This is a genomic window from Clostridium sp. UBA1652, from assembly GCF_002320975.1.
Lineage (GTDB): Bacteria > Bacillota > Clostridia > Clostridiales > Clostridiaceae > Clostridium_T > Clostridium_T intestinale.
Window position 1 is genome coordinate 93,424 of the sequence record NZ_DCLI01000075.1, and the last position, 12,552, is coordinate 105,975.

11 protein-coding genes are annotated in these 12,552 nt (G+C 30.5%); 9 read left to right on the forward strand and 2 right to left on the reverse strand.

Features of this window, described 5'->3' with window-relative positions:
• The first annotated feature begins 31 nt into the window (after positions 1–31).
• From B3N22_RS15100 to B3N22_RS15125, 6 genes are all read left to right on the forward strand, one after another.
• Positions 32–2,158 (forward strand): BglG family transcription antiterminator, encoded by a 2,127-nt coding sequence (locus B3N22_RS15100; RefSeq protein WP_286908429.1) that lies wholly within the window; start codon positions 32–34, stop codon positions 2,156–2,158.
• Positions 2,159–2,203: 45 nt separating this feature from the next.
• A complete protein-coding gene (locus B3N22_RS15105) occupies positions 2,204–2,686 on the forward strand; it encodes a PTS mannitol transporter subunit IIA (protein WP_238902197.1) in 483 nt (160 codons plus the stop codon).
• A gap of 19 nt (positions 2,687–2,705) precedes the next feature.
• A complete protein-coding gene (locus tag B3N22_RS15110) occupies positions 2,706–3,863 on the forward strand; it encodes a mannitol-1-phosphate 5-dehydrogenase (protein WP_286908431.1) in 1,158 nt (385 codons plus the stop codon).
• 298 nt (positions 3,864–4,161) lie between these two features.
• Positions 4,162–5,523 (forward strand): PTS mannitol transporter subunit IIBC, encoded by a 1,362-nt coding sequence (locus tag B3N22_RS15115; RefSeq protein ID WP_286908434.1) that lies wholly within the window; start codon positions 4,162–4,164, stop codon positions 5,521–5,523.
• A 141-nt stretch (positions 5,524–5,664) separates the two neighbouring features.
• Positions 5,665–7,680, forward strand: coding sequence for a carbohydrate-binding domain-containing protein (locus B3N22_RS15120; RefSeq protein WP_286908436.1), 2,016 nt, complete (start codon positions 5,665–5,667; stop codon positions 7,678–7,680).
• A 115-nt stretch (positions 7,681–7,795) separates the two neighbouring features.
• Complete coding sequence (locus B3N22_RS15125) at positions 7,796–8,281, forward strand: hypothetical protein (RefSeq protein WP_286908438.1); 486 nt, start codon at positions 7,796–7,798, stop codon at positions 8,279–8,281.
• Positions 8,282–8,339: 58 nt separating this feature from the next.
• Here the strand turns inward: B3N22_RS15125 and B3N22_RS15130 are convergent, their stop codons facing one another.
• Positions 8,340–9,614, reverse strand: a complete 1,275-nt coding sequence (locus tag B3N22_RS15130) for a sensor histidine kinase (RefSeq protein ID WP_286908440.1) — start codon at positions 9,612–9,614, stop codon at positions 8,340–8,342.
• Complete coding sequence (locus B3N22_RS15135) at positions 9,615–10,292, reverse strand: response regulator transcription factor (protein WP_021803494.1); 678 nt, start codon at positions 10,290–10,292, stop codon at positions 9,615–9,617.
• A 197-nt stretch (positions 10,293–10,489) separates the two neighbouring features.
• On the opposite strand from B3N22_RS15135, the gene B3N22_RS15140 reads away from it, so the two are divergent.
• From B3N22_RS15140 to B3N22_RS15150, 3 genes are all read left to right on the forward strand, one after another.
• Entirely contained in the window at positions 10,490–11,284 is a 795-nt protein-coding gene (locus tag B3N22_RS15140; protein ID WP_286908442.1) for a polyphosphate polymerase domain-containing protein, read from the forward strand.
• On the forward strand, positions 11,227–11,919 hold the full coding sequence (locus tag B3N22_RS15145; protein WP_286908444.1) for a DUF4956 domain-containing protein: 693 nt from the start codon (positions 11,227–11,229) through the stop codon (positions 11,917–11,919). Before B3N22_RS15140 ends, B3N22_RS15145 begins: the two co-directional genes overlap by 58 nt.
• A gap of 370 nt (positions 11,920–12,289) precedes the next feature.
• Positions 12,290–12,508: a hypothetical protein gene (locus B3N22_RS15150; RefSeq protein WP_286908446.1), complete on the forward strand. Its 219-nt coding sequence runs from the start codon at positions 12,290–12,292 to the stop codon at positions 12,506–12,508.
• Positions 12,509–12,552: the final 44 nt, after the last annotated feature.

A 12,552-nucleotide genomic window follows, 5' to 3' on the forward strand; every position in this document is an offset into this window, starting at 1 on the left:
ATGAATTTAAGAGAGAGGTGTTTATGGAATAATGGGCATTACTTTAAGAGAAAAAGATATAATTATGTCCATAATTGAATCTGATAAAGATAATCCAATAACAATAAACGCTATAGCAGAGAAAATAGATGTAAGCTCAAGAACTGTTTTAAGAACCATACCTTATATAGAGAAATTTTTAAAAGCAAATGGATTTAATTTTGTTAGAAAACCTGGAGTTGGATTAATATTAAAAGAAACTCAGGAAGGGAAAAAAAGGCTTTTAGAATTAGTAAATAATCAATTCTTAATAGAGGATTACTCACCTAAGCAAAGAGGACTATTTATATTATGTGAGTTACTTTTATCAAAGGAGCCTATAAAACTTTATTATTTTACTTCTGTTTTAAATGTATCAGAAGGAACTTTAAGTAATGATTTAGATAAGCTTGAAGGATGGATAAAAGAAAGAGATCTAAAATTAGTACGTAAGCCAGGACTCGGGATATATATTGAGGGTGAAGAAGATAAGATAAGGCAGGCAATAAGCTCTATGGTTTATGAATTTGTTGATGAAGAACAAATTATAAACATAATAAAAGAGAAAATATCTTTAGATAAAAAAGATAAAAACAAGTTAGAATTAGATATAAAAAATAGACTGCTAAGCCTTATAGAAAAAGACACTATTAAAACTATAGAAAAATATGTTTCTCAATTAGAAGGTGAAGAAGAATTACATTTAGCAGATAGTGCATATATAGCGCTTATAGTACATTTATCTCTAGCCATACAGAGAATAAAAAATGAAGAGAAAATTGATTTTAATGAAGAAGCTCTAAATGAACTTAGGAACTTGCCTGAGTTTAATATAGCTAGAAAGTTATCTAAAAAGCTTTCTGAAGCTTTTAATGTTAGTATACCTGATGGAGAAATAGGCTATATAGCAATGCATCTTAAAGGTGCAAAATTAGATATGGTTACTTCAAAGGAAGACTATAAAAATATTACCCAGTTTCATTTATCTAAACTAGCTATGGAAATAATAAAAACAGCAGAAATTGAAACTTCCTATCCCCTAACAAAGGATAAAAAGCTAGAGCAGGATTTAGTGAATCATTTAGGTCCAGCTGTCAGCAGGCTAAAAATGAATTTGGTTATAAGAAATCCGCTGTTAGACAGAATAAAAGAAGACTATAAAGAAATATATAATGTTAGCAAAAGATGTTGTATGGTACTAAAGAATATAGGAAAAGGAACTATACCAGAATCAGAAATAGCCTATATAGCTATGCATATAGCAGCAGCTATAGAAAGAATAAAAAATAATCTTGCAAAGCCAAGAATAATAGTAGCGTGTGGGAGTGGTATAGGAACATCTAGACTATTATCAGCAAAACTTTTAATACTTTTTCCTAATATTGATATTGTAGATACTGTTTCTGCATTTACTATAAATGACAAAATGCTGATGGAAAAAGATATAGATTTAATTATATCCACAATAAACTTAGATGTTAAATTTCCATGCATTATTGTAAGTCCTATGTTAACTGACAAAGACAAAGAGAAAATAAATAAGTTTTTGGATATGCCAGTAAATAGATATAGGATTGCTGGAAATGAAAAAGGAGTATCAACAAATAAAGAACAGAAGTATGAGGACGTATTAACTCTAACAAGTTATGGAAACACAATAAAATCCTTATTAGATAGCTTTGAGGTTTATGAAGATAATGAAATAACCACAAAAGAAGAATTAATAGAAAAAACATCAATATTGTTTTCAAAAGATAATAATGAAAAGGCTCTTATAAAAGCAGGATTATTGTATAGAGAAAAATTAGGATCAACATTTATAGAGGAACTTGGAATAAGTTTATTACATTGTACATTAGATTCCTTTGAAGGGGTAAAATTTGGATTAATAAGGCCGAAAAAAGAAGTAGAAGATTTTCCAAGTTTAAAAGTTGTTGTTGTAATAATAGTACCCAAGAAAAATAATACTATATTATTGAAAACAGTTAGTGAAATAAGTGAAGCTATCATTCAACATGAAAATTTAGTAAAAGATTTTATTGTTAAAGATAAGGAACAACTATTAAATTATTTAGAGAATTTATATACTAAGTTTTATTTTAAAATTGTTCAAAAAATTACTGATAAAAAAAGTTTATAATATCATTAATATAGAAATTAAAAAAGAAAAAAGAGGTGCAAATAAATGTTCAATTTTTTTAAGAAAAATAAAAAAGAAGAAGTCGTTGTAGAGAATGAGAGTGAGATATTAAGAAAGGCTAATATAAGACTGGGTTTAGAGTCAGTTGGTAAAGTTGAAGCTATAGAGATGGCAGGAAGATTATTAGTTGAATCTGGATATGTTGAAGAAGAATATATTCAAGCTATGAAAGAAAGAGAAGAAGTTGTAACAACTTATATAGGCATGGGGGTTGCAATACCTCATGGAATAGGCGAAGCTAAGAAAAATATAAAAAAATCAGGAATAGTAGTATTACAATTTCCAAATGGAATACAATTTGATGATGAAAAAGCATATTTAGTTATAGGGATAGCTGGAATAGGTGATGAACACATAAAAATACTTTCCAATATAGCAGTAGTACTAGAGGATGAAGAAATAACAAAAGAGTTATATACAACTGGAGATAAAGACAAAATATACAAACTTTTTGCTAGTGCAGTATAAAATAATAGGAGGAAGAGATATGAAAGCTATACAAATAGGAGCAGGAAATATAGGAAGAGGATTTATAGGTGAACTTTTAGCTCACTCTGGTTTTGAGGTTACTTTCGTAGATGCTAACAATACCGTTGTTGAGTTAATAAATGAACTTAAAAATTATACGGTTCATGTATTAGATAATGAAAAAAGAGATGAAAAAGTTGAAAATGTTTCAGCTTTAAATATAAACAATGAAAAATTAATGGATGTAATACTTGAAGCAGATATAATGACTACAGCAGTAGGGGTAAATATATTAAGCAAAATAGCAGAAACTTTAGCAAAAGGAATAAAAAATAGATTAGCTAAAGGGGTAGAAAAGAACTTAAATATAATAGCTTGTGAGAATGCAGTAGGAGCATCAGAAGTTTTAAAAGAAGAAATATTTAAATATTTAACAGAAGAAGAAAAGGAAACTGTGGATAAATACGTAGGTTTCCCTAATAGCTCTGTTGATAGAATTGTTCCTCCAGTAAGTGAGAAAATGGAGAATCCACTTGATGTAGTAGTTGAAAACTACTATGAATGGAATGTAGACAGAAATGGATTTAGAGGAGAGATCCCAGAAATAAGTGGAATGAATTTAACTGGAAATCTTATAGCATATGTAGAAAGAAAGTTATTTACCTTAAATACAGGGCATGCAATAACTGCCTATTTAGGTAATTTAAAAGGTTATAAAACTATAGAAGAAAGCATAAATGACAATGATATCTATGAAGTTGTATACCACGCTATGGTGGAAAGCGGAGATGGATTAGTAAAGAAATATGATTTTGACAGAGATGCTCACTTAAAGTATATAGATAAGATAATAGCTAGATTTAAAAATCCATATCTTCAAGATGATATAAAAAGAGTAGGAAGAGAACCTATCAGAAAGTTAAGCAAAGGTGATAGATTAGTTAAACCTCTATTAAACTCTATGTCATATGGTATAAGTACAGAAAATTTACTACTAGGAGTAGGTGCTGTATTATATTACAATAACCCAGAAGATCCTCAAAGCTTAAAATTACAAGAGCTAATAAAAGAAAAAGGAATCAAAGGAGCTGTTCAAGAAGTTTCTGAGATATCAGATGAAAACATACTTATAAGTATAGAAAGTAAGTATGAACAAGTTAGAGAATTATTTAAATAATGTCATGTATGTATATAAAAATAGTTAGCAATTTTGTTGCTAACTATTTCCATTATAATAACATTTATTTTTGAGAAACATATAAGTTGAATGGCTGAAATCTATAGAGTAGATAGAGACTCCAAAAAAACTATAGGGCTACAACTCAGTAAAATCAATGGTTTAGAAGTGTCACTATCTAGATAAAAAGATATAAAAATTTGTCACTAACCCTTGGTGACAATGTAGCAGTATCTATAGATTGAAATCATACTACCTGTAAACGTATAATGAAAGTATCAAAAGGAGGTAATAAAAAATGAGTCAAAACAGTGGATTTAAAAACAAAGTTCAAGTATTCGGTAAATTCCTTAGTGGAATGGTACTTCCAAACATCGGTGCTTTTATAGCATGGGGACTTATAACAGCTTTATTTATACCAACAGGATGGATACCAAATGAATATTTTGCAAAATTAGTTGGACCAATGATAACTTACTTACTACCATTATTAATAGCATACACTGGTGGTAAGACTGTAGGTGGACAAAGAGGTGGAGTTATCGGTGCTATAGCTGCAATGGGAGTTATAGTTGGAGCAGATATGCCAATGTTCCTAGGTGCTATGATAGTAGGACCTTTAGCAGGATGGGTAATCAAGAAGTTTGACAAAGCAGTAGATGGAAAAATACCTGCTGGATTCGAAATGTTAGTAAACAATTTCTCAATCGGTATTTTAGGTATGATATTAGCAATGCTAGCATACACAGGTATAGGTCCAGTTGTAGTAGCAATAACTACTATACTACAAGGCGGAGTTGAAGCTATGGTAAATGCAAATCTTTTACCACTAGTATCAATATTCATAGAACCAGGTAAGATATTATTCTTAAACAATGCAATTAACCACGGTATACTTAGTCCATTAGCAGTAGAACAAGTTAAAGAAGTTGGTAAATCAGTATTCTTCTTACTAGAAGCTAATCCAGGTCCAGGACTTGGAATATTACTTGCATACTTTGTATTTGGAAAAGGATCTATAAAAGATTCAACTCCAGGAGCAATAATAATACATTTCCTAGGCGGAATTCACGAAATATACTTCCCATATGTATTAATGAACCCAGCATTAGTATTAGCAGTAATAGCTGGTGGAGCTAGTGGAGTATTCACATTCTCAATATTAGGTGCAGGACTTGTAGCAAGCCCATCACCAGGAAGTATATTAGCTATAATGGCATTAGCACCTAAAGGATCATTCCTATCAGTAATTGCAGGTGTTGCTGTTTCAGCAGTAGTTTCATTCTTAGTAGCTTCAATATTTGTTAAAAATGCAAAGGTACAAGATGAAGAAGATTTAGAATCAGCTAAAGAAGCTGTACAAAGCTTAAAAGTTAAAAAGACTGGAAAAGTAAACAAAATAGTATTTGCATGTGATGCTGGAATGGGATCAAGTGCAATGGGAGCTTCAAAAATAAGAAGCAAAGTTCAAAAATTAGGTTTAGATATAGAAGTAACTCATTCATCAGTTGATGAAATACCAGGAGATGCTGATATAGTTGTAACTCAAGAAAATTTAGCAGACAGAGCAAAAAAGAGCTGCCCAAGTGCTGAATTAGTAACAATTAAAAATTTCATGTCAGATCCTAAGTTAGATGCTTTAATAGAGTCTTTAAAATAATATAAACTTAATAACTGAGCTACCTAGTAGATAGAAATTAAATTTCTCTACTAGGTAGTTTTTTTGTATTTAAATTAATTCATTTAAGGTTTGTTTAAGTTATGCACAATAAAATAAACCTATGAAATGGAGGAATTAAATATGAATAGAAAATCAATATATAGTAAGTTAATAGCAGCACTTTTGTGCACAAGTTTTTTATATTCATGTACTAGAGGTACAACAACAAATACAGACACTTCAAGTAATACGACAACAGAGCAAACAATAGCAGCAATAATAGGTGATAAGAGTATAAGCACAGTAATAAGTGAATTAGTTAGTTACGATGAGGAAGATAGTTATATAGATTGGAAAAATGAAAGTCCTAATTACATTAAATTAAATGGAGCATCAGCTACAGTAGAGGGAGATGGGGTGGAAGTTAAGGATAGCACAATAACCATAACGAAAGCAGGTATTTATGTACTAAGTGGAACATTAACAGATGGTCAAATACTAATTGATAATGAGGATAAAGGTATAGTTAGATTAGTACTAAATGGAGTGGATATAAGCAACGGTGATAATCCTGCAATATACTCTAAAAAGGCAGGAAAAACAATAATATCCATCGAAGAAGGTACAGTAAATACATTAACGGATGGAAAAGAATATTCATTAGAAGATTCAGAGGATGAGCCAGATGCAACTTTATTCAGCAAAAATGATCTTACTATAAATGGGTCAGGAAAATTGACTGTAAATGGTAATTACAGTAAAGGGATAAAGACTAAAGATGATTTAAAAATAACTGGAGGAGATATAGAAGTAAAATCTGTTGATAATGGTATAGTTGGAAGGGATTTAGTTGCAGTCAATTCTGGAAACATTACTATAAATGCAGGAGGAGATGGAATTAAATCCACAAATGATACAGATACAACTAAAGGCTTCATAGCAATTGAAGGTGGAAAATTCAACATAGAGGCAGAGCAAGATGGAATACAGGCAGAAACTTATTTGCTTATAGAAGATGGTGAATTTAATATTACTGCTGGCGGAGGAAGTGAAAATGCACCGGCCAAAATCAATAACGATATGGGAGGACCCGGAGGATTTGGAGGACAACAAGGTGGAAATACAAATACACAACAAACCTCTGAATCAAATAGTACAGATGATACTACAAGTACAAAAGGGATAAAGGCATCAGGAGAAATAGGAATAGGTGGTGGAAACTTTAATATTGACTCAGCTGATGATTCTGTACACAGTAATAACAGTGTTGTAGTAAATGGAGGAGATTTAAAAATTACCTCAGGAGATGATGGAATTCATTCAGATACCATTATGGTAATAAATGATGGCAATATCAACATAACAAAGAGTTATGAAGGTATAGAAAGTTCATATATAACAATAAATGGTGGAGATATTAATGTTGTTGCTAGTGATGATGGAATAAATGTTGCAGGTGGGAATGATGGATCATCTATAAATGGAAGACCAGGAGAAAATAATTTCAGCTCGGCATCTTCAGATAAGAAACTTACCATAAATGGTGGATATGTTATGGTTAATGCCTCTGGAGATGGACTGGACTCAAATGGATCAATGTATATGACTGGAGGTACAGTTATAGTTAGTGGACCTACTAATGATGGCAATGCTAGTTTAGATTATGATGGAACCTTTGATGTAACTGGTGGATACTTAATAGCTTATGGAAGCTCAGGTATGGCACAAACTACATCAGATAGTTCAACACAAAATTCAGTTATTATGACTTATAACAGCAGTCAGGCAGCTGGAACTATGGTTCACTTACAAGACAGCGATGGAAATACTATTGTTACTATAACCCCTAATAAAGCGTATCAGTCTATAGTTATAACTTCACCAGAGTTACAAAAAGATAAGACTTATACATTATACACAGGTGGATCATCAACAGGAACAGAAAAAAATGGTCTTTACACCAACGGAAAATATACTGCTGGAACAAAAGTAGTTGATTTCTCCATATCTAGTTCAGTAACTTGGTTATCAGAATCAGGGGTAACAGAAGCTAGAACTAACCAAATGGGACCAGGAGGAGGTCAACAAGGCGGGATGAATAAAGGAGGAATGCAAGGAGCACCAGCTGATGGGCAGCAGCCTCCAACAAAACAATAAATTTATTAGTGAAAAACTATAGCACATTCTGCTATAGTTTTTTATGTTGTTTACTTATTGGAAAGTTATGTATAATTTATTTATATTGATTATACATAATTAAGGAGATGATGATATGAGAAAGATTACTATATGGTCTATTGTTCTATTTTCATTATTTTTAGCAGGGTGCAATAACCAAGAAAAAGAGGTTTCTTCAATAATAAATACACCAGATAAAATTATAGTTTACAAAGAAGGGAATAAACAGAATATAGAAAAAGAAAACCCTAACTTTAATAAAATAGCTGAGTTAACTAATGATAGAATTGATAAGAAAAATATATCGGTAGTTAAAGATGGAGTAGATATAGATAAATTTGTTAAAGAAAGTATGAAAAATAATTTGGGAATAGAGTTTGTATATGATGAGGAGCAGAAGATGGACATAAGAAATAAGGAAGGCTTCCAACCCATTAATTATTATAGACTATACTTTAATTTAAAATCTGATAAAGCTTATGAAAGCGAGTGTTTTCAATATGGAGATAAAGATGCTTATGTTGATTCATCAAGAGGGCCATTAAAACCCTCTAAAGATATTTTAAATATTGTAGAATAGGTAATATGAAAAAGCCGTTATATTAGCAATTAAGTTATAGCTAGTATAAAGGCTTTTATTACTTATTTTTAGGTAATTCGATAGTAAAAGTAGTTTCTTTATCTACAATACTTTTTACAGATATTTTTCCGTTATGTTGTTCGACTATGGCTTTGGCTATAGATAGTCCTAGCCCATATCCGCCACTATCTCTCGCACGAGATTTATCAGTACGATAAAATCTATTAAAGATTTTGGAGATATGTTCTTCTGGAATTCCTTTTCCTGTGTTAGTTACAGATAAATTGATTTTATTATGGGCTTTATTTAGAACTAAATTTATTTTACCTTTTTTATCTGTGTATTTAATAGCGTTATCAAGAAAAATCATTATAACTTGTTTTAGCTGCTCTATATTACCGGATACTATTAAGTTAGGTTCAATATCATAATGAAGGGCGATATTATTTTCAAATACTACTCCTTCCATAGTTAATATAATATGTTCTACGGCTTCACTTAAGTTAAAATCAGAAAAAATCATCTTTACATCTGAATAATCCACTTGAGCTAGGTATAATAAATCACTTGTAAGTTTATTCATTCTTTCAGCTTCAGATTTAATATAGTATAGCCATTTAGATTGATTATGTATTAAGTCATCTTTATTTGAAAGAAGTACGTCAACATTTGTATTTATAACGGTTAGAGGTGTTTTAAGCTCATGGGATGCATCTGCTATAAATTGTTTTTGTTTGTCAAAGGCTTCTTTTATAGGCTGAATTGATCTATTAGCAAAAAATCTGCTAATTAGAAAAATGATTATTAACATAAAGAAGGCTACAATTGTAAATGTATAAATCAAACTTCTGAGAGTATTTTTTTGAAAGGTTATGTCTAAAAAATATAAGTTATAACCACCGGAAGTATGGTTTATAACAAAGGCTAAATCAGTATCGTCAACTGAAATATATCCTCTATTAACCTTCTTATTTATAGCTGCCTTTTTTGCTGATTCATAAAATTCATCAGAGATACTAAAGCGTGAAAAAGTGCTTAACTTGTTCCAATTGCCATCAGTAGTAACTGTGAAGGCATACCTTTCCATAGGACCTTGCCCTTTAGTAAAATCATTTTGGGGGCCATCCATCTGTTTATCATTAGGCATGTCACCATTAATTTTAGGTTTGTTACCTTTATCATCATTTCCGGAAAGCTTATCTAAATCCATATCTATCTGAGTGTAGATATTTTTGTGGGTTATTGCGTAAATAGAAGTAAAGGAAATAAGAAGCATTACAGAAATAATTACTAGGTTGAGAATTAGAAATCTATTTCTAAGCTTTTTAAACATTTATTTTTTAACCTCCAAGATATAACCAGCTCCACGTATGGTTTTAATCTCAACATCCCCATCTAAAAACAAAAGTTTTTTCCTTAAAAAAGATATATAAACTTCTACATGATTATGCTCAACCTCAGAATCAAAGCCCCATATCTTTTCTATTATTAACTCTTTAGAGGTAACAGCATTTTTGCGTATAATAAGCAGTTCTAAGAGCTCACTTTCCTTTAATATAAGCTTAATTTCTTTATCACCCATAGATAATTTTAAAGTGGCTGGATTTAGTTCCATAGAGCCTATTTTTAGGGTGTTGTCTGTTATAACTTCACTTTTACGTCTTGAAAGAGCACGTATTCTAGCTAATAACTCTTCAGTTGCAAATGGTTTTGCTAGATAATCGTCCGCGCCGGTATCTAGCCCTTTAACTTTATCAGAGATATCTCCTTTTGCAGTTAAAAGTATAACTGGAGTAGCTATTTCCTCCTTTCGTAAATGCTTTAGAATTGTTAATCCATCCATTTTAGGAAGCATTATATCTAATAGTATAATATCGTAAATACCACTTAAGGCATTATCTAATCCATCTTCACCATCATGAACTACATCTACAGTATAATTATTTTTCTTTAATATTTGAGATAAAGCCTCTGATAAATGAATCTCATCTTCCACTACTAAAATCCTCATAATATTCCTCCTGTTAAAGTAGTTTTTATCCTAATTATATCATAGCTAAGCTTAAATGAAGCTTAAAGGGGGAGAGGATAGACATTAGCTTAAAAAACTCTTTAAGGTTGGTTTAAGGTTAAAAAAGTAAACTTTAAACATAGATTATTAAGTTCTTGTTAACAAAAATTAATGAAATAGTATAAGGAGTGAGTTGTATGGCTATAGAAGTGTTTAATAGATACGAGAACAAATTTCAAATGAATAAGGAATTATATATGGACTTTAAGAGGGAATTACTAAAACGTATGGAAATGGATGAATTTAATCAGAATGATGAGTTCTATAAAATATCAAATCTTTATTATGATACAAAGGACGACTTATTAATAAGAAGATCCTTAGATAAACCTAAATATAAGGAAAAAGTTAGACTAAGATCTTATGGAGTACCTGAAGAAAATGACAAAGTATACTTAGAGGTTAAGAAAAAGTTTAAAGGTATAGTTAATAAAAGGAGAACAACCTTGAAGCTAGATGAAGCCTATGAATTTTTAGATACAGGTATTAAGCCAGAGTATAAGGAATATATGAACAAGCAGGTGTTAAAGGAACTATCTTATATATTGAAGATATATGATTTAGAACCAAAGGTTTATATAGCTTATGACAGGATAGCTTATTTTGAGAAAGAAAATCGTGAGTTTAGAGTAACTTTTGATACTAATATAAGAACCAGAAGATATGATTTAAAACTTGAGTATGGTGATTATGGAAATAATTTAGTGGAGGATGATTTATGGCTTATGGAAGTAAAAGCAGAAAACACTGTGCCATTATGGTTTTCTAAATTACTTTCTGGATATAAATTGTATAGCTCAAGTTTTTCAAAATACGGTAATGAATATAAAAATATGATAAAAAATAGTATGGATGCGAAAGGGGAACTTAACATATGCTTGAATCAATATTCAGCTCAACAACCACAACAACTGATTCCACAATATCTTTAGTAACTGCATTATTAATAATAGGGGTATCTTTTATTCTAGGAGGAATAATTAGTACTACCTATATGAAAACCAGTAGTAAGAAGCTATACTCACAAAATTTTGCACTGACTATGGTACTTTTACCAGCTGTAGTTGCTATAATAATATTATTGATAGGAAGTAATGTTGCTAGGGCCTTTAGTTTAGCAGGAGCATTTTCAATAATAAGATTTAGAAGTGCCCCAGGTGACCCAAAAGATATATCATATGTGTTATTTGCTATGGCAGCGGGATTAGCTACAGGAGCTGGCTTTATAGGTTATGCAATATTATTTACAGCAATCCTTTGTGCACTTATGTTTATATTAAGTTTAATAAACTTTGGGAATAAAAATGTATCAGAAAAGTTATTAAAAATATCTATTCCGGAAGATTTAGACTACGAAGGCGCTTTTGATGATGTATTTGAGAAATTCACAACAGGATATGAGCTTAAAAAAGTTAAAACAACTAATTTGGGAAGCTTATTTGAATTGGTTTATACCGTAACAATGGATAAAACAGTAAGTCAAAAGAGATTTCTAGATGAGCTACGTTGTAGAAATGGAAACCTAAATATAGCTTTACTTATGGCTCCAGAAACAGCAGAATACTAAGAAAAATATTGAATTTATCCCCTTTAGAATAAAATTAACAAAATGTTAACAATTAAACATGGCAGTTTTAGGCTATAATATCAATGTTATGGAAATGCGCGTTTTCATAGCCAAGTTAGATAAAATAAGAATCTAATGGCAACTGATTCAATTTACTTGCACCGAAAGGTGCTCTTTTTTTGTAGTTTTTTAAGAAAAATGAGTGAAAAATATCATATTTATATAAACAACTAATTAGCGTGCGAACTATATTTATGTACAAGCAATTTGTAGAAAATAATTTTTGTAAATGTTGAGAACATTTTCCATAGCAAATACATCTAATAAGTGTAACCTTAGCTAAGGAATGATAGAAATAGGGGGAGAGAGGATGCAGGTAATACCTTTCATAAAAATTAAAGCTAAAAAAGAGTCAGTAATTACTTCGATAAAGAATGGTGCACATTATTGCTGTAGAGGCTTCTTCTCAAGCCTCATTAAAGTCATTCTTGTTAAGATTATGTTTAATAAAGTTAAACACCTTGTTGCTGTAGAAGCTGTTTCTCAGGCTTCATTAAATACTATGTTTAATAAAAAGTTAAAAAGTTAAATGTTTAAACATTTAAAAAGTTAAAAAGACTCTTTTATTCTGAT

What these genes read in the sequence shown, in the direction of transcription:
- B3N22_RS15105 (WP_238902197.1), top strand. Translation starts at nt 2,204, where the DNA reads ATGTTCAATTTTTTTAAGAAAAATAAAAAAGAAGAAGTCGTTGTAGAG.
- B3N22_RS15120 (WP_286908436.1), top strand. Translation starts at nt 5,665, where the DNA reads ATGAATAGAAAATCAATATATAGTAAGTTAATAGCAGCACTTTTGTGC.
- B3N22_RS15140 (WP_286908442.1), top strand. Translation starts at nt 10,490, where the DNA reads ATGGCTATAGAAGTGTTTAATAGATACGAGAACAAATTTCAAATGAAT.
- B3N22_RS15150 (WP_286908446.1), top strand. Translation starts at nt 12,290, where the DNA reads ATGCAGGTAATACCTTTCATAAAAATTAAAGCTAAAAAAGAGTCAGTA.
- B3N22_RS15145 (WP_286908444.1), top strand. Translation starts at nt 11,227, where the DNA reads ATGCTTGAATCAATATTCAGCTCAACAACCACAACAACTGATTCCACA.
- B3N22_RS15130 (WP_286908440.1), bottom strand. Translation starts at nt 9,614, where the DNA reads ATGTTTAAAAAGCTTAGAAATAGATTTCTAATTCTCAACCTAGTAATT.
- B3N22_RS15100 (WP_286908429.1), top strand. Translation starts at nt 32, where the DNA reads ATGGGCATTACTTTAAGAGAAAAAGATATAATTATGTCCATAATTGAA.
- B3N22_RS15125 (WP_286908438.1), top strand. Translation starts at nt 7,796, where the DNA reads ATGAGAAAGATTACTATATGGTCTATTGTTCTATTTTCATTATTTTTA.
- B3N22_RS15110 (WP_286908431.1), top strand. Translation starts at nt 2,706, where the DNA reads ATGAAAGCTATACAAATAGGAGCAGGAAATATAGGAAGAGGATTTATA.
- B3N22_RS15135 (WP_021803494.1), bottom strand. Translation starts at nt 10,292, where the DNA reads ATGAGGATTTTAGTAGTGGAAGATGAGATTCATTTATCAGAGGCTTTA.
- B3N22_RS15115 (WP_286908434.1), top strand. Translation starts at nt 4,162, where the DNA reads ATGAGTCAAAACAGTGGATTTAAAAACAAAGTTCAAGTATTCGGTAAA.